This window comes from Parabacteroides sp. CT06, assembly GCF_002257605.1.
GTDB lineage: Bacteria > Bacteroidota > Bacteroidia > Bacteroidales > Tannerellaceae > Parabacteroides > Parabacteroides distasonis.
Genome location: NZ_CP022754.1, coordinates 4,758,888 through 4,778,781, shown reverse-complemented (window position 1 = coordinate 4,778,781; position 19,894 = coordinate 4,758,888). Strand labels below are relative to the sequence as shown.

14 protein-coding genes are annotated in these 19,894 nt (G+C 40.6%); 4 read left to right on the top strand and 10 right to left on the bottom strand.

Annotation, left to right across the window (positions count from 1 at the left end; all coding sequences use genetic code 11):
* Positions 1–2: 2 nt before the first annotated feature.
* From CI960_RS20870 to CI960_RS20830, 9 genes are all read right to left on the bottom strand, one after another.
* Positions 3–1,172, bottom strand: coding sequence for a TIGR04150 pseudo-rSAM protein (locus CI960_RS20870; RefSeq protein ID WP_008778895.1), 1,170 nt, complete (start codon positions 1,170–1,172; stop codon positions 3–5).
* A complete protein-coding gene (locus CI960_RS20865) occupies positions 1,172–2,608 on the bottom strand; it encodes a radical SAM peptide maturase (RefSeq protein WP_005860531.1) in 1,437 nt (478 codons plus the stop codon). The genes CI960_RS20870 and CI960_RS20865 overlap by 1 nt, the downstream gene beginning before the upstream one ends.
* Before the next feature lie 139 nt (positions 2,609–2,747).
* Positions 2,748–2,915, bottom strand: coding sequence for a TIGR04149 family rSAM-modified RiPP (locus CI960_RS20860; RefSeq protein WP_005860533.1), 168 nt, complete (start codon positions 2,913–2,915; stop codon positions 2,748–2,750).
* A 123-nt stretch (positions 2,916–3,038) separates the two neighbouring features.
* Positions 3,039–3,992: a LuxR C-terminal-related transcriptional regulator gene (locus CI960_RS20855; RefSeq protein ID WP_005860535.1), complete on the bottom strand. Its 954-nt coding sequence runs from the start codon at positions 3,990–3,992 to the stop codon at positions 3,039–3,041.
* A 29-nt stretch (positions 3,993–4,021) separates the two neighbouring features.
* Positions 4,022–5,656, bottom strand: a complete 1,635-nt coding sequence (locus tag CI960_RS20850) for a glycosyltransferase family 32 protein (protein ID WP_005860537.1) — start codon at positions 5,654–5,656, stop codon at positions 4,022–4,024.
* A 199-nt stretch (positions 5,657–5,855) separates the two neighbouring features.
* Positions 5,856–6,221, bottom strand: a complete 366-nt coding sequence (locus tag CI960_RS20845) for a DUF3244 domain-containing protein (RefSeq protein ID WP_005860539.1) — start codon at positions 6,219–6,221, stop codon at positions 5,856–5,858.
* 117 nt (positions 6,222–6,338) lie between these two features.
* Complete coding sequence (locus CI960_RS20840) at positions 6,339–8,105, bottom strand: tetratricopeptide repeat protein (RefSeq protein WP_005860541.1); 1,767 nt, start codon at positions 8,103–8,105, stop codon at positions 6,339–6,341.
* A 360-nt stretch (positions 8,106–8,465) separates the two neighbouring features.
* Positions 8,466–10,034, bottom strand: a complete 1,569-nt coding sequence (locus CI960_RS20835; protein ID WP_005860543.1) for an ATP-binding protein — start codon at positions 10,032–10,034, stop codon at positions 8,466–8,468.
* A gap of 283 nt (positions 10,035–10,317) precedes the next feature.
* Positions 10,318–11,493: a 6-bladed beta-propeller gene (locus CI960_RS20830; protein ID WP_005860545.1), complete on the bottom strand. Its 1,176-nt coding sequence runs from the start codon at positions 11,491–11,493 to the stop codon at positions 10,318–10,320.
* A gap of 128 nt (positions 11,494–11,621) precedes the next feature.
* Here CI960_RS20830 and ruvB point away from each other — a divergent pair, with 128 nt between their 5' ends.
* Positions 11,622–12,647, top strand: a complete 1,026-nt coding sequence (ruvB, locus tag CI960_RS20825) for a Holliday junction branch migration DNA helicase RuvB (RefSeq protein ID WP_010182716.1) — start codon at positions 11,622–11,624, stop codon at positions 12,645–12,647.
* Between the two features lie 10 nt (positions 12,648–12,657).
* Positions 12,658–14,154, top strand: a complete 1,497-nt coding sequence (locus CI960_RS20820; RefSeq protein WP_005860549.1) for a lipopolysaccharide biosynthesis protein — start codon at positions 12,658–12,660, stop codon at positions 14,152–14,154.
* Here the strand turns inward: CI960_RS20820 and CI960_RS20815 are convergent.
* Positions 14,151–16,238, bottom strand: a complete 2,088-nt coding sequence (locus CI960_RS20815; RefSeq protein ID WP_094582551.1) for a sensor histidine kinase KdpD — start codon at positions 16,236–16,238, stop codon at positions 14,151–14,153. The genes CI960_RS20820 and CI960_RS20815 overlap by 4 nt on opposite strands.
* A gap of 132 nt (positions 16,239–16,370) precedes the next feature.
* Here CI960_RS20815 and CI960_RS20810 point away from each other — a divergent pair, with 132 nt between their 5' ends.
* Both CI960_RS20810 and CI960_RS20805 read left to right on the top strand, forming a co-directional pair.
* Positions 16,371–17,729: a TIGR00341 family protein gene (locus CI960_RS20810; protein WP_005860553.1), complete on the top strand. Its 1,359-nt coding sequence runs from the start codon at positions 16,371–16,373 to the stop codon at positions 17,727–17,729.
* A gap of 29 nt (positions 17,730–17,758) precedes the next feature.
* The gene (locus CI960_RS20805) at positions 17,759–19,891 is read left to right on the top strand and encodes a S46 family peptidase (RefSeq protein WP_367303009.1); all 2,133 of its coding nucleotides are present in this window, start codon (positions 17,759–17,761) and stop codon (positions 19,889–19,891) included.
* Positions 19,892–19,894 lie beyond the last annotated feature (3 nt).

Here is a 19,894-nt window from a genome sequence, read left to right as displayed (position 1 = left end):
AATTAAAGATTCTCACAATTTGGATTATGAATATTTACATGACAAAGGTTAGTTTGCCCAATCATTATTTCATAATCAGAAGGAGACGGACATAGCCATTGATAAATACATGCATTGCAAGGCTCTTGATTGCGTACTCGCAGCCAAGATTTTCCTTCTTCTATTTCTTTCTGTATTAACTCAAAAATACTATGAGTACATATGTTGCCTAATGCTGGATAATTTATATTCGAATGCACATCTCCATTTGGCATTATGTTGATTTTCCCAAAGTCATTATTATTTATCATTTGTTTGATAAAAAAGTCTTTAATGGACATTGATGTAGATAATATATCGCTCTTTTTTAGAAAAACATTTTCTTTGAAAAAATCGATATTATACCCTGTGTATATTGGATTAAATTGATATTTGTCAATTTGATATTCTTCGATAATTTCCCAAGCTTTTAGATAATCATCTAAAGATGCTATATCAAAAATAAGTTCAAATAGATTATTCTGATCTTTTAACGATTGTGTAGTTATGATTAATTGTTTTATATCTATAGGAAAATGAATATGTATTTTGTATAAAAAAATATTTTTGCATACTGATGCTGGAATTGCAAAATTAATATAATTGCATATTATTTTTTTTGACGAATTATATTGATTCAAAAAATCAACAAGCTTGTCAAATTTAGCAATATGTTTTAAATCCCCACTGATGCTATATGTTATATTATCTGGCATTGACTGCAAATAATCAATTAGCTTATCTTGATCTAAGATATGATCAAGATGAATGATTATTTCGTTTAAAAAATGCAATAAGTTGGCATTTTTTATAAAATTATACTTTTCGTTACGTTTATTGCAGAAATTAGTATGTGGTAATATTTGTATAGGTTTCCCTTTAGATAAAGATATATCTATAATATCTCCCATGTATTTTTCTCTTAAATTTGTAATAAAAGAATGTATATCATTTTGTCTATATTGCTCATTTTTCAATATGGTAACACCGCAATTTTCATCTTGAAGTAATTCTTCTAATAGATTAATTACTTTTTCATTATTAGAGATTATGGTTTCTTTGTCTAATGTGTTATACAATAACATATAGCCATTTGCAATGTTTATATGCACATAAGGCTCAATCATAAACCAATAGTCACTTGTTCTTTCCATTACTCTGTTATTAAATGATTAATTATTTGAAAGAATTCACTAGGACATTTTTCCAAATATGAAAAAATGCGATTTAGTTTATCTTCAAATGTTTTTTGATTCTGAAAGTCTGGACAAACAAATTCCTCTACACCTAGTTGATCCAGATTATCCAAACTTAATAAGCAAGTGGAGCAAGCTCTTCCTCCGTAGCAATATTGACAAACTTTTTTGCAGTGTACATAATAAGAATTGTACCTTTGTACAATTTCAGGAATGTTAATAAATACATGATCATTTACTTTGCCTAAAAAGTTTTTGTAGCTAACTTTTTCACAAGGTAACAAGTTATTGTGCGTGTTTAAGAATATTCTTGTTTGAAAGGGCAAACAAGTTCCCGTTGGGAAGGAATCTATCAAATCATACAATAAGTAGAGTGTGTTTGAAAGATACAAATTGAGAGAATAATGTTTCAAAAACTTTTTTGATTCATTAAATGGGATCAATCGATTACTTACTATGGGTAATACGTCAGATCCTTCCTTTTGGAATTCCTTCTCGCTTATTTTTCTGGAATGAAAAATATCATCAAAAATATTTTTTTTATTAAGATTTATATGATCTGAGCTTAATTGTGATATTCTTGGAATTTTACCATATCTATTATAAATAAACTCGTAAATTCCTTTTATGGAATTGCGATTATTTAGTACTGCATTAAAATTCACATATTTATCGAAATAACTAGGATGTTTTAGTTTTATCATATCGGTATTCATTAAAACATCATGAAATGAATTTTTGTTGTTGCTTGCATAGGTACGATAACTATGAGCTTTTTCGTTTCCATCAAAACTGATTAATAACTCTATATTATTTTCAACTATAAAGTCGATATATTTGTGTATTAAGGTGGCATTTGTTGTCATATTGAACATTAAGTCCAATTTTTTGTTTTTGTTTAAAAGTTTCGCTTCTTCTATTATTTGTTGTATAGCAGGAAAATTGACAAGTGGTTCTCCCCCAAAAAAGCTAATTGTTAATTTGGTCTTTTTATGTTTTACATTGAAAATGTATCTTAGGAAATTTAAAGCGTATTTTATATTTATATTTTTGGATTCTTTTTTTGAGAAGTTGTATAAATCACCTAGTGAACAATATTTGCATTTTAAATTACAATAATCTGTTATTTCAAATACAATAACTTTCGTTTGAGTGATATTTTCCTTTATGCTATTTTCGCTAATATTAGCTTTAAATTCAAAAGGTTTTGCTTCTCCAAAAAAACCATGATTTACAAGATAAGAGTATTTTTTCAAATAATAAGCATCTATATTTATATCTGTCGACTTTTCATGAATTTTTTTTAATTCGGGATGTATTAACATAGATAGTATGCGTTGGGTATCATACAAATAGAAGTTGTTATTTTCAGTGGAATGTATTATTGATTTCATTATAGTAGATTAATTAAACAAAAAGTTCATTCTATGCATTACATTCAAAAAATATTCAAGGTCGGTAAAGACCTTGAATATGACAACTTGGAGTCTTTGTAATAAGATAATACTAGTCGTAGATGTTGATAGCAGTAGATTATGAATACTTATCAACAGTTGCATTCGATATGCTGGTATTTGGAGAGCAGCCATCAGGACAATCAGATCCACCTTTTAGGATTCTCATTTCACGTTTCTCCAACTCATTCTCACTAAGCTTATTCAGCTTTAATTTTCCAAGGATTTGCTTTTTGTCTTTTTCCATAACTATTCGTTATTAGATTGTTAATAATTTGTTCTTTACAGAAGTAATATTACAAATGTATAGTATTTAATGCGCAAAAACAATAGTCTATTTGGGCTTTTTTTGTTTTTTTTGCGCAGAAATTCACCTTCTTAGTAGTTTCTTTATGATCCAACTGCGAATTGTACTTTCTGCGATATCGACCATGGAAGCAATTGAGCGGATGCTTTTACCTTTATCTAATAATATTTGTATTTCACACATCAACTTTTTATTGATTTTTTTGGGGGAGCTATGTATTGTTTCATTTGGAAAATCGATCTTTTTTTCTTTGTATGGGTGTAGGAGGTTACAATGGTTTGCTCTTTCGATGGCTTCTTGTATAGAATGAACATTCAATTTAACGAATAGGGCCTTGATTTGATTTTGTATCGTATGTTTACTACGACATAAGGTTTCTGAAATCTCATTTGAATTTAGTCCTTGCCGGGAAAGATTTAATAAAATTCGTTCCCGCTCGTTTAGGAGACTCATTGTATGTGTGCTCCAAGAACCGACTGCAGGTTCATATTTTTCATAAGTTAGCGAGTTTTTGTAATGTAAGTAGAAGCCGTTTTTTTTATATGCTACACTTTCTACAGAACAGATTAAATAGCTTATTTTTTCATTCTTCCAAACAGGAATCATTCTTTGGTAGAGCACTTGTGATAGTGGATCTTTAGTATAAGAGTTCTTACGAATCAAGCGGACTGTACATGAAATATGATCTATCTCATTTCGCTTTTCATGTAATGCTTGTAGGTGTTGAGGGATAATTTCTAAAAAGTTGTTCCATAAAGATAGATCTTCAGGATGGATAATCAGAGGAAATAAATCAAAGTTAAGTTTCATAGCTTCCTTTACAGAATAACCACATAGTAATAAATCATCCGGTTTGATATAAATGAAACGTTTTTTTGATATATCTAGTACGTAAAAACTACCAGTAATAACCGCAGAAAACATTCTACAATATTGAATCAGAAGAGGTTCTTGTTCTTCTGAAATTTCAATTATATTATTTATATATTGGTAGATCGACTCTTCAATGGGGTTCATAACAACATCTATTTATCAGTTATTTTCTATTAGTTTAGCCAGCTGCCGAAAAAGTAATGTATGGCAAATGACTTCTCTATCTTACTCTCTACATTCTTGGTTGTTTCATTGTTTATGATTGTTTTTATATCTGTATAGGTTAGAGGTGCTATTAGTTCTGCTGGAATTAATGTCACACGCTTTTGATAATTGCTGTTTTTGTATACTTGAGTGGTCATGCAGGGGCCTGTTGTATTAAGAATCAACTCGCAAAGATCAGAGTACATGTTGCTATTTTTCTCAGTACAAAATACAGTATCGATCAGCTCTTTGAAATAAGGATGCTCCGGAACTGTCGCCATAAAAGCATTTCCAACAATGTAAGGCACATGGATACGGAAAGCGTGAGCTTCCGGTTCCAATCCCATGGCACATTCTGTATTACATAATATAGGAGTGATATTTTCCGTACATTCATAATCCATGTCTACATATAGACCACCAAACTTATAAAGTATTAAATACCGGATTGCGTCCCAACGTTGTACATTATGTGGAAAAGCATTATAGGCCGGAATAAATTCCGGATAATAGGTTTTCAAAAATGTCTCTATATCATTTTTATTCCAAAACCGATACTCCCAATCGGGATTTAGCTCTTTCCATGATTGGGAAATCTCGACTAAAGAAGGAGGTGGTCCCGCTAAATCCTCATAGATCTGATGAATGATCTGTGGAATTTTAGGATGTATATGATTATTTCGGATTGCGGTGACAAAGTGCTCTTTTAAGTAAAAGTATTCTTTAGGCATATACAGTTCCTCGAAAGATGTATTATATTCTTTGGTTTGTGAATATAAATCGGCTTCTATGTCCGGACAGATGAAAGATGGATGAACAATATGGTCGATTTCCTCGTTTTTGATGTTTGTAAAAGGATGATTCTTTATGGCATGGGGCGTTTTGTCATTATATGCGATCTTTGTTATTAAATTTTTGTTTGGAATGATCGATAATCTATTATTGATAAGGTTTGTGTAAGCATATTTGGCCTCCCAAAAACCTTCATTGTCATGATTCGCCATATTGAAGAGTCTGTTCCAACGATATTGGAATGGAGCGTGAGAGGGTAAATTTGATAAGTAATCTAATTGTTTAAAAAGGTCGTACTTGTTTTCGTGAAGGCAGTGCTCTTGCCAAACTCTTCTCCAACCAGCCCATCCGGATACGTGGGTTAGGTTTGAATAATAGAAAGTACCGTCTCCCCTGTTTTTCCCGAATTGGTAATTGCTTCCGGATATGTGTCCGATGCGTTCATCGTGTCTGAACTTTTCCAGCAATGTCGTACAAAAACCAAAGAATGAAATGGAAGGTACACAATCATCTTCTAGAATGACTCCTTCTGGCTCTTGCTCGAAGAACCAAGAAATCGAATCAAAACAGTGTTTGTCGTATCCTTGATTTTTTTCCTGATATAGTTTAAATACTTGGCATTCCCAGTCAATGTGGGAAACAATGAACGTTGTTTCCTTACTTATTTTACGCTGTGTGTCATTAGTTGATCCATCTACTGCGATATATAGTCTTCTCGGTTTCACCACTTTGATGCGATCAAATACTTGCTTTATATTTGATCGATTAAAAGCTATAAGGAGAATCGCTATTTTGGGGTCGTAGATTATCATAATATGTATTAGTTCTTGATTAATGACAAACTTAGTATTTTTGTTAGGTTACGCTTAGAATTCCTAATAACATAGTTCAATGCAAGCATTCAGGAAAAACGTATCATTGGGGGCACTGTACAGTGATTATCACAATAGTGATGGATCAACTATATAATACTGTTTAATCCTGAAGCTTGCATATGATAAAGAATAATACCTAATTATTTTGTATGATGAATTCTCCCATAAGCCAACCTAACTGATGCTCTAACTTTACGTAAAATCGTCCTGTACTCTCATTGTTTAAAATGATAGTTATACATTCTCCTGTTTCACCAGAGATGTTGTCTTCCATTATTACAGTACCTTGTTCGTCGGTTATAGTGATGGTTAGGTTTTCAAGCGCATTCATAAAATCCACACTCAAAATGTTCCCTTGTATGGATAATGAAGGTGGAAGAGGATTAATTGAGCGATAATATTTATCCCCCCATTTCCCTCGTGTCTCAACCGGATCTCCATAGACCAACTGCACAGAAAGAAGAGCTATAAGCCCTAATAAAATAGCAAATCTTTTTCTCATGGTATTAAATTTTCTTGTAGGCAAATGTAAGACTTTAAGGATGAACTTGTTTTTATAAAACTGCACATTTTGTAATAAAAATTTGTGCAGTTTTGTAAAAAATTAAATGTGAAAGTGTTATATATCAAGTATATATCTATCAAACTCCTTAGCCGGAACATCTTTGTTGAATGCTTTTTTATATAATCGCTTTCGTAGCATCGTAATATTTGTATCGCTACAACATAACAATCGAGCAATAACTGTTGGCTTTACTTGTATCTTTAGTAGATAACATAAACGTTTCTCTGAGATGGTTGATCCGGGTAATGTTTTACTTAATGTAGAAGCAAGCGTAGGATAAATGAGATCGATTTTATCGAGAAGAGCTTGCCAGTCTTCCGGGGCCGGTGTCCAATTTTTCTTATCATGGAATTGTGCATATAATGATGAATTTTTAAAAGCTATCTCTTCCGCACGGTTTTCTTGAATATGCTTTTTATGTTTGAGTGATTGTATCTCATTCTCCAAGTGCGTGCGCATAGTATTCAAACTCTCTATTTTCAAGTTTTGATCTTGTAAATGTTCTTTCAAAGAATGTAAAGTTTGCTCATTCAAGGCTATTTGTTCTTCATAGTCGTGAATCTGGTTTTCATAGATGGACAATCGTTCTTTGTTTTGGATATCTTTTTCTTGTTGTCGAAGAATTAGCTGACTTTTTTCTTGTTTGTGTTTAAAATAAGCATAAGTTGATAGCGAAATTACTAAAAAACAGACTATCATAACGATTATGATCCTCAAATTAGATACCGCATTCTTGGCTTGTTCTTTTGTTAGTTTTAGTTCTGTCTCTTGATGATCATAAAGTGCTTGATATTTCCGGATAGATTCCATTTCTCCTTGTGCATGAAGAGAATCATGCATACTTGTATATTTCTGATCTAACAGGACGTATTGCTTCCAGTCATTTTGCTTATAGGCTATTTTTTTGAGGGTGGCATATGCGGAAATACGTGTGTCTAGCCTTGTCGTTTGTTCTTTGCAAATATTCAAATAGAATAAAGCGGAATCTAATTTATTTACTTGATTGTAATAGTCTCCTAATGTCGCATGAAAGGAAAAATCGATATTGTCAGAAAAATTATTCGCTTGCATTCTATCCAAAAATGATTTCATTTTCATTAAATACTGATTCGCTAGCGAATAATCTTTCTTTTCTATATATAAATTTCCTAACTCCGAATAAATAGACCATTCATCGAAAGATCGTATTAGGGCAATTGCGTCTAAGTAGCAAGCGATTGCGCTATCAGGAAGTGCTAGCATTTGATAAACACGGCCTAGATCACGTGAAGCGTAAGCTTGACCGATAGAATCGTTAATCGCACGAAAATTTGAGACAGCTTTTTTCTGGAAAGATAACGCTTTTTCGTAGACATCTTGAAAAGTGTAGAGTATTCCAATATAGTTATTTACTCTTCCCAGTAAAGCGTGATCTTTTATCGATTCTTCATCCCGTAAGGCTTTTAGATAACACTCTTGGGCCTTTAGTGGATGGTTCTGATCTTGGCTGATTCTTCCCCTATAATACCAAGCTTTCGCTTTTCGTTCCAGATCGTCTGTTTCCTCATAATAATCCGTTGCGATCGTGATCAGCGAGTCGGTTTCATGCTTAACAAAAGTTTTGTCTTGCGCTTCCGTCAGCAATAAATAATAATGTGCCTTATCTTTTCGGGATAGGTTTTCTTTGTTCTCTATTTGCTCAAGGAGCATTAAGGCGCTATCCGGATGTTGGGGCATAAGGTTCTCTATTTTTCGGAAGTCTATGGTTTGATGGCCCATTCCGTCGCAAGAGATCCATATAATAGGTATTAGAATTAACAGGAAAACAATGTTTTTCTTCATCTGCGTATTATTTGTTGGCGATAAAGATAATACAAAAAGGCGAGGATATTCCGGCTGGAAAGTCCGACTTTTTTGAACGGTTTTTATTTATGTTGTAAATGCATTGAATAACAGATTGTTACGCTAGGTGTAAACTGTCTGTTTATGGCTTGTCAAATGAATAACTTACGGTTTGTCAAGTGAATAACTTACGAGTAGGGGTAGCCGTAAGCTTACGAGTTGGGAAATGATTAGTTATTCACTTGAGGAGCCTTTTGGGGGAGAAATATACTTCGATGCCACTTGAAGTATATCTTCTCCGGGCATAGGATATATACTGTATCGGCAAAGTAAGTATATCTGGATAAAAACATGACTTTTTCACCCAACCAGCCACTTCTCGATATTGCGGGTCTCGGAAGAGAAGTTCACGCCGATCTTGAAGACTTCCCGGTCGTCTCCGGCGAAGGGTAGGGCGTAGCCTTTCTCCTCGATCTGCCGCAGGGCCTCCTCGGCGGTTCCGTTGAGCTTGAACTCCATGATATATACATAGCGATCGGTTTGCAAGACGAGGTCTATACGCCCGTTCGAGGTATGGTACTCCACTTGCGTGTACAGGCCGACCAGCTTGAAGACGATGAAGAGGACGTTCCGGTAATGCAGCTCCGTGTCTCGTTCCGGCTTTTGCCCGGCGATCACCTCGTAGGGTGTGTCGGCGAAGAAGCTTTGGAGGCGGTGGAAGAAGGCGTCGTAATTGCCAGACCGTATCTCCCGAACGAACTGTCCGATCTCGAAGGGGGTCTTAGAGGCTTGTATGCTCGTATAGAAAGGAAGTAGGTATTTGACGAAACCTTCTTCCACCTCCTTGTTCGGGAAACCCAGTCGATAAATGCCAAACTCAGGATCATAGCCCTTGATGGTAAGATACCCGCTTTGGTAGATGACGGGTATGGGATTGTTCGAGGCGGAGTCGATGCTGTTGAGCACGTCGGCGTCGGTCTCCGTGTTGGCCATCTCGTAGAGGTCGTAATGGGTGTGCTTGAGCAGCTCCACGAGGTAGGAGGGTGTTCCGGTCTCGAACCAGTAGTCTCCGAATTCCATCTTAGCGAAGGTATTCAATAGGCTGAATGGATTGTATATACCCTCGGACTTGGCGGTGAAATGGTATCCGTCATAGCGTTGCTTGAGTTTTAGGCAGGTTTCCTCGTAGGTCGTCATTTGGGTATCAGCCAGTTCCTTCACTTCGTCTTCCAGATAGGCATGTATCTCTTTCTCTGTGATGCCGCATATCTCGACGTACCGATTATCCATCGACAGGTCCATGAGGTTGTTGAGGTCGCTGAACACGCTTATCTTGCCGAACTTGGTCACACCTGTGAGCAGGGCGAAGCGGATGGCCCTATCCATGGTCTTCAATACGCCGTAGAAGGGTTTGAGCATGTTCCGGAGCCGGTTTTGCATCTCCTCGTCGTGCAAGTTCTGTAGCAAGGGCTTGTCGTACTCGTCTATCAGGATCACGGCCCTTTGTCCGGTTTTGCGGTAGGCCCGGTCGATGATTCCGGCGAAACGGAGGGGCAGGGTCACTTCCGAGGGACGTGTCCCATATTCGTCTTCGTACCGGGACAGGATGTCGTTTAATATCTTGTATAAGCTATCCGGAGAGTCGTATTGGGAGATATTCAGGTCAAAATGGAGGATCGGGTATTCTTTCCAGTCCTTTTCCAGTTTCTCCATGGCCAGTCCCTCGAACAGCTCCTTTTTCCCTTGGAAATAGGCCTCCAGCGTGGACAGCAACAGGCTTTTCCCGAAGCGTCGGGGGCGGCTGAGGAAGTAATACTGTCCGGTAGTAACCAATTGATAGACCAAGGCTGTCTTGTCAATATAGAGATAGCCGTCCTTGCGAATTTTCTCGAAGTTCTGTATGCCGATGGGATAAATTGTCTGGTTCATATCGTCCTATATTTTATGCGACTTATAAGCAAAGTTACATAAAATATAGGAGAGGAACCGTATCTTTAGAAGTAAATTTTCAACAATAATATCTTACTATGAAGTCGATTTACAATTCGCTGATAATAAGATAGATAAATATGCTTGTCGGATTTCCGTAAAAACACGTACATGTTTTCACGGATTCACGTACGTGTTTTTGGGAATTCACGTACGTGTTTTCCGAAAAACATGTACGAATAAAAAACAAGTCTGGAAAAATAGACAATAAGTAAGAAGTTTTTTACTCCTTATACTTAGCCACCATAATCACGGGGTTGGATTCCTCATTCAATCCCGCTGCGATCTCATTCAAGCGGCCTTTCAGCTTACCTTTCCCGTAGGCTTCCACCAACTCATTGGCTTCTAGTTTCTTTATGAAAGCGATCCCATCGTTATTGATGATCTTTAGTATTCCGTGTTCGTACCACATATCAACGGGTGTCTGATCTACGAAATCGTTATTATATACGACACACTCAAAGATAGCGTCCTCTTGTTTATCATATACCAAGTCGGTTCTGGGGAATCCGGTTTCTTTCTCAAAATCCCATTGTTTCTTTGTTGTTTGCATGAAATAATACCGGTCGGTAAGAATACTTGGATAAAGAAATACTTCCGGGGCCATAGAGCAGATAGGTGGAGTCCTTACGATAAAGGGTTTGATAGAGTGATCTTGCGAATAACTATAAATCGTATCTGTAGATGGCTCTACTAAGACCCAACTTCCATTTTGGGAAATTAATTCGGTATTACGAGGTCCTGCGGCCCAACCTCCTTTCGATAAAAACGGTGATATCTTATGCTCATAAGGGAGTTCGATTTCCTTGACAATGCTCCCGTCTTGTTTGGACAGGAGCCAAAATGCGCTTTTTCTCAGATTTTTATAATTGCCAATCTCATCGTAGCAGATTAAGTTGTCTTGATCGAAATTGTATATCTTCCCGCTATTGAAATTAAAATCTTTATCGTACTTTAAAGTTCGCTTAAAGTTTCCGGACAGGTCGTATACGATAAACTGGCTCGAATAGTAGTTGTTGATAAACAGCTCACCTTTCTCCTCATCGAGGGCAATAGACCCGATATTCGTGTATTCTTGGCTACCTTGGCCGCTGCGGTTGATTTTTCTCTGGCCTTTTCCGGTCCGGTCGAAGATAAATATATCTCCGTCTTGTCCGTTCTTGTTTCTAAGGATTATGAGATTTTTGCCGATGGCTTGCATGCTGGCTGAGGTTATGAACTCCTCATTCGTTTCTAATGGGATGTATTCCACATCCAAAAAGTCTTGAAGAATCAGTTCCTTCTTCGGATAATTTGCTGTGATATCCACGGTTAAAAAGTCGTTAGCCGGTTGCTTGCCACTTTCGCATCCCGTTATCAGGAACAGGATCATCGCAGAGATTGTGAGTATAAGTTTCATGGTAGTATGTTTTTAAAGGTGTCCCTTTAGCAAACATATGCTTTTCTCACTGTCAGAAAAATATTTTATACATCTATTTTCGTGAATGTGTTGTTTAACATTATCTTTGCAAGTCAATGAACGTGAATATGGAAGATGATTTTGATATAAGGGATGCCCGGATGCCGGAAAACGAGCGAGAGTACGAGAACGTGCTTCGGCCGCTTTCGCTCCGTGACTTCAGCGGACAGGCGAAGGTGGTGGAGAACCTGAAGGTGTTCGTCATGGCTGCCCGCATGCGTAAGGAGGCGCTGGATCATGTGCTTTTGCATGGGCCTCCCGGGTTGGGAAAGACGACGTTGTCGAATATTATAGCGAACGAGTTGGGGGTTGGTTTCAAGGTCACGTCGGGGCCGGTGCTGGATAAGCCGGGAGATCTGGCCGGGGTATTGACCTCGCTGGAGAAGAACGACGTGCTTTTTATCGATGAGATTCACCGGTTGAGCCCGATCGTGGAGGAATACCTGTATTCCGCTATGGAGGATTACCGGATCGATATCGTGATCGATAAAGGACCAAGCGCTCGCTCGATACAGATCGATTTGGCTCCGTTTACATTGATTGGCGCTACGACCCGTAGCGGCTTGCTGACTAGTCCGCTGCGTGCCCGTTTCGGTATCAATATGCACTTGGAGTATTATGATATGGAGACGCTGACGAAGATCGTGCTCCGTAGTGCTAATATTTTGAATGTAAAATGTGAGTTGAACGCCGCTAGGGAGATCGCTTCCCGTAGCCGGGGTACGCCTCGTATCGCCAACGCTTTATTGCGCCGTGTGCGTGATTTCGCTCAAGTGAAGGGGAACGGAGATATCGATAAGGCGATCGCTTGCTTCTCTTTGGAGGCGTTGAATATAGACCGGTATGGCTTGGATCAGATCGATAATAAGTTGCTAACGACGATCATTGATAAATTCCAGGGAGGCCCGGTCGGATTAACGACGATCGCCACGGCTTTGGGCGAGGACCCCGGAACGCTAGAAGAAGTGTACGAGCCTTTCTTGATCAAAGAGGGCTTTATCAAACGCACGCCCCGTGGCCGTGAGGTCACCGATTTAGCTTATACCCATCTGGGACGTAGCCGGGTGGGGGAACAAGGTTTTTTATTTGATTAGACAGATAGATATGGCAGGAGGAATGAAGCGGCTCGCTAAAGAGACAGCCGTTTATGGATTGAGTAGTATAGTGGGGCGTTTCCTGAATTGGATGTTGGTGCCGATGTACACACGTGTGTTGGCCGGAACAGGGGATTATGGGATCGTGACGAATTTATATGGTTGGACAGCCCTGTTGCTGGTCTTGCTTACTTATGGCATGGAGACGGGGTTCTTCCGTTTCATCAATAAGAAAGAGGAGCAAGAGCCGATGCGGGTGTATGCTTCCGTGCTGTATTGCTTGCTGGGAAGTTCGGCGCTGTTTAGCGTAGCGGTTTTCGCCTTATTGCCATCTATTAGCGCCGGCTTGGGATATGGCGACCATCCGGAGTATATCGGGATGATGGCGGGTATCGTGGCGGTAGACGCTTTTTGTTGCATTCCGTTCGCTTATCTTCGGTATAAGGGGAAAGCATGGCGTTTCGCCGGGATTAAGTTGCTGAGTATTTTCTTGAATATTATCTTGAATATATTCTTCTTGATCACTTGTCCGTGGTTGCATTCGCACTATCCGGAGGCGATAAGCTGGTTCTATCGTCCGGATTATGGGGTAGGCTATGTATTCGTGGCGAACGTATTTACGACACTGATAACCTTATTGCTTTTGATCCCGGATATCTTGCCGGGCATACGGGCGAAAGTAGACGGAACGGTATTGAAACAAATCTTGCGTTATTCCTTCCCGATCCTCATTCTAGGTATTGCCGGTATCTTTAACCAGACGGCAGATAAGATCCTGTTTCCATTCTTGTTTGATGATAAGGAGTACGCGAACGAGCAATTGGGTATATACGGCGCATGCTTCAAGATCGCCGTGGTGATGGTGATGTTCACGCAGGCTTTCCGGTATGCCTATGAGCCGTTTATTTTCGCTAAAAACAAGAGCGATGATAATAAGAAAGCCTACTCGGAAGCGATGAAATATTTCATCATATTCGCCTTGTTTATCTTCCTCGGGGTAATGTTCTATATCGATATCTTGAAGTACTTTGTCGGGCCGGCCTATTATCCCGGATTACGGGTAGTGCCGATCGTGATGCTGGGCGAGTTGTTCTTCGGTATTTATTTCAACCTCTCCTTATGGTATAAGCTGATCGACCAGACACGATGGGGCGCCTATTTCTCCACGATCGGATGTGTGGCCACGGTCTCTATCATCTTGCTGTTCGGTCCCTCGTACGGTTATATGGCTTGTGCGTGGGCATCGTTCTTTTGTAATTTATTGATGATGCTTTTATCCTATTTTGTAGGACAAAAGAAATTCCCGATCGAGTACGACTTGAAATCCGCGTTTCTTTATTTCGGAGTGGCGACGGTGTTATACGTGGTAGGCATGGCACTGCCGATACAGTCTGAATGGCTCCGGTTGGGATACCGCACGATCTTATTAGGCGTATTCATCGCATTTATGATTAAAAGGGATTTACCTTTACGAGAACTCCCGTACGTAGGACGTTTCTTTCGTTAATCGGTAAGTTCGGAGGGCTTGGACGGCGTGGCGATTGGCATCGTGATAACGAAGCGTGAGCCTTTCGTATAAGACGGATCTGTCTTTATCTTACCGTTTAGCCGGTTAACGATCAAGCGACATAGGTAAAGCCCCAGGCCAGAGCCGGGAATGAAATCATTGGTCTTCGTGAAACGCTCGAATATCCATTCCTGTTTGTCTTGAGGGATGCCGCAACCCGTATCTGTTACCGACAGGGTCACTAAATTGGCTCCGCTATCCAGATGGTATGAAAGTGTGATGCTTCCTTTCTCCGTGAATTTATTTGCGTTTGCCAGCAGATGCGAGATGATCAAGCTGAAATAAGCGCGGTTGGTCAAGATCATATCATTCTCCTTATCGCCTTCCACCACATAGTTGATCTCCGGCTTCTCTTGATATTTCTTTACCTGTTGCATCTCATGTAAACAAAGCTCATGGATTCGTGTGGGAACAAGAGGAAGGGAATCATTGCCGCTATCGAGCTGGGCGATCTCAAGGAGATTGTTCAGCATGGAAGTCAAGTGGTAACAGTTTTCATAGATAATACGGCTGAAAGCCTGTTTCTCGTCCATGGAGATATCGTCGTTGGTGATGAGTTCCGAGAAACCGTTGATCGCGTTTAAGGGAGTCCGTATCTCATGCGACATATTCCGGATGAAGGCGGTCTTCATCTCCTCGCTCTCTTGTGCCTTCTGGTTCGCTATCAGGACCTGCTCGTTGGATTTCTGTAATGCTTGATAAAGAGATCTCATCTTGCCTAACCGGAAAAAGATATAGAACACGGCGCATAAGGCTAGAAGCAATAGGGATATATATAGGTAATTCTCCTTCTTGCTTTTCTGCAATTCCAATTCCAATGATTTCTTTTCGATCACCAACTCGTTCGCCCCTTTCTCGATCTCGAGATTCTCCATTTTCTTCCGGAGTTCCTGCATGCGCAAGGTATCTAGCAAGACCGCGTATTCCTTGGATGTCTCATACGCCTCCTTGTACATCCGGAGGCTGTCGTAGGCGGCGGCTTTCGCAGATACATAGGCGATTACATGCTCCTTGTAAAGCGGTATTTGTTTGGAGAAATTGATCAAGGAGTCGCTGAACTCAATGAATTTCATGTAGTCCTTGATGTTTAGGTAATAATTGGCGGAAGTATAGTATAGCTCGTATTCCGGGGTGGTGCTAGCCGCCTCCGGATAAGCCTTCAATAACTTTTGGAACTCATGGAAATAGGAAGTGCCCAAATCCTTCCCGATAGCCTCGGCGCTGATGGCGAGGTTGGAGTAGGCGCTTAGCAAGTGGCGCTTGTTAGTCGCGTAAGGACGTTTGCTCATCTCCGGGATATTGGAGTATCCTAAGATCGTATTGAGATAGCGGGTTGCGTATTTCCCTCTCTCCCAAGGGTCGGCAGCGTAGGCGCATAGCATGAAATAGGTGTTAGGCAAGAAATTGTATGCGTATCGTAGGGGCAGTTTTTCAGCCTCGGTCAAGACGTTGTCGAAATATTCTTTCCCTTGCTTGAAGTCCTCCTTAAGCATGTTCTCCTCCATGACGCTGTTGCTGACAGCCATGCCAAGTACATAATTACAGGCTATTTTCTCATAGGGAGACAATTTGTCGGGTTCCTCCAGCTTGAATAGGCAATTCATGAGGACTTTCCTTCTCGGTTCACCGGATGTGTAGAATATGACGCGCGTATCTTGGATCATTTTCATGAACGATACGAGGCTGGTTCTGGCTTCTCCTTTTAGCTCCTGCTCGGCTTTGGCGATATAGACATTTGCGCTATCGGTTTGGTCCGTGTTGATATAATGCCGGAGAATCTCGGTCAATGCCGCTTCCTTATAGTAATTGTCATTCGCTTTTAAGGCTTCCTGATAGAGTTGTTTAGCGTTTACTAATATGTCATCGTTTCGTGAGATATCCATTAAATTGGTAAGGATTTCCAGTCTAGAGCGTTCGGAGGTTGCTTTTTGCAAGGCGCTTTTAAGCGAGTCTGGCGTTGTCGTTTGAGATGAAACGACAAAGGACGTAAACAATAAGCATAAAAGCATTAGATATCGTTTCATACAAATAGGATCTCTTGTTGTTGTATTGTAAATGCAAATATACGTAATCTCACCATAAAAAAGCTATTAAATAGTTAGAAAAACAAACAATTGGAATATCTTTGCATAAATATGGGACAAGATTAATACCGCATGGAAAAAGGATTGCTACATAAACAGATTATGGATTTTTTCGTCCGTAATTTTGATGTCCGGCAGGAAAAGGAAGATGAGCTGGAGACGATAGAATCCATTAAAAAGGGGATAGAGTTTAAGGGGACGAACTTATGGGTACTTATTTTCGCTACGTTTGTCGCTTCTCTTGGGTTAAATACCAACTCTACGGCCGTGATTATTGGCGCGATGTTGATCTCGCCGCTGATGGGACCGATCATGGGATTCGGCTTGGGATTGGGTATCTCCGATTTCGACTTGATCAAGCGATCGTTCCGTAATTTTGCCACGGCTACGGTCTTCAGCGTAATAACGTCTACCTTGTATTTTCTTATATCACCGATCAGTGAGGCCCAAAGCGAGTTGCTTGCCCGTACGCAGCCCACGGTATACGACGTGTTGATCGCTTTCTTTGGCGGTCTGGCGGGAATTGTCGCTAGCTCTACGAAAAGCAAGGGAAACGTGATCCCGGGTGTGGCTATCGCCACGGCGTTGATGCCTCCGCTTTGTACGGCTGGATTCGGTTTGGCGAGTGGTAATTTATATTACTTTTTCGGCGCTTTCTATCTGTATTTTATCAATACGGTATTTATTAGCTTGGCTACTTATGTGGTGGTACGTTTATTGAAGTATCCGAAGAAAGTATTCTTGGATAAACAACGGGAAAAGATCGTGACCCGCTATGTCGGTATTATCGTATTCTTTACGATCGTACCCAGTCTTTTCTTGAGTTATAACTTAATCCGTAGCAGTTATTTTAATGAGAGGGTACGAACGTTTGTCACCGAAGAACTGAGTTTCCCGAATACGCAAATATTGAGTAAGGTGATTACGGATACAAGCGAGAAGAAAGAGGTAAAAGTGGTGTTGATCGGACAAACCGTACCAGACGAGATGATCGCGAACGCAAAAGCCAAGATGCCAAAATACGGATTGAAAAATGTCCATTTGATCGTACAGCAGGGCTTTGGCCAGGAAGCGACGGATATCAACGAGCTGAAGAGCCTGTTGATGCAGGATTTGTATAAGAATAGCGAAGAGGTGCTGCGTGTGCAAACCATCCAGATCGATTCTTTAAAACGGCAGGTTGACAAATATCAGAGTTATGGGCGTCTGACATCCGAGTTGATCCCGGAAATGAAAGTGTTGTTCCCCTTTGTGGTAGAGGCTTCTTGCTCGCATACCTATATCGTGAATACGGAGACGGCGAAACCGGATACGGTCATGCTGGTTTATCTGAAGAGTAAGACGAAGGTGAAAGAGGTTGAGCGTAAAAAGATTACAGAATGGTTGTCGGCCCGTGTCGAGGTAAAAAACATTAAGTTACTAATCGAATAATTTAGACTAATAAGAGAAGAATGAAGTTGATGAAAAGAGTGTGGGCGGCTTTGTTGCTTTTAGCCGCTTCCGGCCAGTTATATGCCGATGAGGGCATGTGGGTGCTGAAGGAATTGAATAAGCAGAATTTGGCGAGAATGGCCGAGTTGGGTTTTACCCCATCCTATGATCAGTTGTATAGTGAGACGGATCCTTGCGTGGCGAACGCCGTGGTAATCTTCGGTGGCGGATGCACGGGTATTACGGTTTCGGACGAGGGCTTGATCTTTACGAACCACCATTGTGGTTTCGGTTCTATCCAGCAATTGAGCAGCGTGGAACATGATTATTTGAAGGATGGTTTTGTATCCCAAAGCAAGCAAGAGGAGTTGCCGGTCCCGGGTTTGTCGGTACGTTATCTGAAAGAGACGGTAGACGTCAGCGATCGTATTAACAGCCAGATCGCCGGTATAGAGGACGAGTTCCAGCGTTTATCCGCCGCCGATTCTATCGGTCGTGTGATTTGTGACTCTGTGGGTAATAGTGAGTTCCAGGCAGCCGACGTGGTTCCTTTCTATAACAATAACAAGTATTTCTTGGTCGTATATGACGTATTTCGTGACGTGCGCATGGTGTTCGCTCCGCCTAGCTCTATCGGTAAGTTCGGTGGGGATACGGACAACTGGATGTGGCCCCGCCATACCGGTGATTTTTCCGTGTTCCGTGTGTACGCCAACGCGGATAATAAACCGGCGGAATACAACGCGGATAATAAGCCTTATACCCCGAGATATGTAGCGGAGGTGTCTATGCAAGGTTATCAAGATAAGGATTATGCCATGACAATCGGTTTTCCGGGAAGCACGGATCGTTATTTGTGTTCTTGGGGCGTGCAACAGCGTATCGAGAATAGTAATAAGCCCCGTATCGAGGTGCGTGGCATCAAGCAGGGCATCTGGAAAGAGGCTATGTCGGCTAGCGACGCCGTACGTATCAAATATGCCTCCAAATATGCGGGAAGCTCCAATTATTGGAAGAACTCGATCGGTATGAATAAAGGATTGGCGAATCTAAACGTGATCGAACGTAAACGTGCGGAAGAGACGGCTTTTGCTGATTGGGTAGCGAAAGATCAAGCCCGGGGCGCTAAATATGGCGAGGTCTTGAATTTGCTGGAAAAAGGATATACCTCGACCAATAAATATAGAGAGGCTTTGACCTATTTGAATGAGGCGTTTTCTAGTGGAGCGGAGATTATTCGTTTGGCCCGTATGGTGCAATCGGTGGATATTGAAGGAGCTACCCCGGAAGAGATTACTGTCTTTTTAGAGGATCGTATCCAACCGTTCTTCAAGGATTACGAGCCGTCTTTGGATCAGAAGGTACTGGCCGCGATGATGAAGATCGCGAAAGAACGTGTATCTCCGGAGTTCTTGCCGGATATTTATACGAGCGTTGATAAGAAGTATAAAGGAAATTATGAGAAATATGCGGCGGATGTATTTAAGAAGACTTCCTTATTGTCGTACGACAAGATCGCCGAGATGTTGAGAAATCCGAAGCAATATGAGAAATTGAGAAAAGATCCGGCGGCGGAACTGAGCTTGTCCGTATTGGTGTCTATCTTCCAGTTACAGCAGTTGATGGGTGATGCGGAGTATGATATCGCTAAGGGAGAACGTTTGTATTTCGCGGGCTTGAAGGAGATGTATCCGGAGAAAGCCTTGTCTTCCGACGCTAATTTCACGATGCGTTTGAGCTATGGTTCTATCGGAGGGTATCGTCCTTATGATGCCGCATGGTACAATTATTACTCAACGGATAAAGGTATCCTAGAGAAAGAGGACCCGACGAGCGATGAGTTCTGGGTACAACCGGAGATACTGGATCTGGTTCGTAGCCGTGATTTCGGACCTTACGCGAATGAAAAAGGGGAATTGCAGCTGTGCTTCCTCTCTAACAATGATATCACGGGTGGTAATTCCGGTAGCCCGGTATTCGATAAGAACGCCCGTTTGATTGGACTTGCTTTCGACGGTAACTGGGAGGCGATGAGTGGTGATATCGCTTTTGAACCGGATTTGCAACGTTGCATCGGCGTAGATATCCGCTATGTCCTTTTCATGATCGATAAATGGGGTAAATGCCCGAGGTTGATTGAGGAGTTGAAACTGGTTCGATGAGAG

Bases quoted from the DNA above. Each gene is read 5' to 3' on its own strand.
- CI960_RS20855 (WP_005860535.1), bottom strand. From the start codon at position 3,992: ATGAACCCCATTGAAGAGTCGATCTACCAATATATAAATAATATAATT.
- CI960_RS20860 (WP_005860533.1), bottom strand. From the start codon at position 2,915: ATGGAAAAAGACAAAAAGCAAATCCTTGGAAAATTAAAGCTGAATAAG.
- CI960_RS20865 (WP_005860531.1), bottom strand. From the start codon at position 2,608: ATGAAATCAATAATACATTCCACTGAAAATAACAACTTCTATTTGTAT.
- CI960_RS20850 (WP_005860537.1), bottom strand. From the start codon at position 5,656: ATGATAATCTACGACCCCAAAATAGCGATTCTCCTTATAGCTTTTAAT.
- CI960_RS20830 (WP_005860545.1), bottom strand. From the start codon at position 11,493: ATGAAACTTATACTCACAATCTCTGCGATGATCCTGTTCCTGATAACG.
- CI960_RS20845 (WP_005860539.1), bottom strand. From the start codon at position 6,221: ATGAGAAAAAGATTTGCTATTTTATTAGGGCTTATAGCTCTTCTTTCT.
- CI960_RS20870 (WP_008778895.1), bottom strand. From the start codon at position 1,172: ATGGAAAGAACAAGTGACTATTGGTTTATGATTGAGCCTTATGTGCAT.
- CI960_RS20840 (WP_005860541.1), bottom strand. From the start codon at position 8,105: ATGAAGAAAAACATTGTTTTCCTGTTAATTCTAATACCTATTATATGG.
- ruvB (WP_010182716.1), top strand. From the start codon at position 11,622: ATGGAAGATGATTTTGATATAAGGGATGCCCGGATGCCGGAAAACGAG.
- CI960_RS20835 (WP_005860543.1), bottom strand. From the start codon at position 10,034: ATGAACCAGACAATTTATCCCATCGGCATACAGAACTTCGAGAAAATT.
- CI960_RS20805 (WP_367303009.1), top strand. From the start codon at position 17,759: ATGAAAAGAGTGTGGGCGGCTTTGTTGCTTTTAGCCGCTTCCGGCCAG.
- CI960_RS20810 (WP_005860553.1), top strand. From the start codon at position 16,371: ATGGAAAAAGGATTGCTACATAAACAGATTATGGATTTTTTCGTCCGT.
- CI960_RS20820 (WP_005860549.1), top strand. From the start codon at position 12,658: ATGGCAGGAGGAATGAAGCGGCTCGCTAAAGAGACAGCCGTTTATGGA.
- CI960_RS20815 (WP_094582551.1), bottom strand. From the start codon at position 16,238: ATGAAACGATATCTAATGCTTTTATGCTTATTGTTTACGTCCTTTGTC.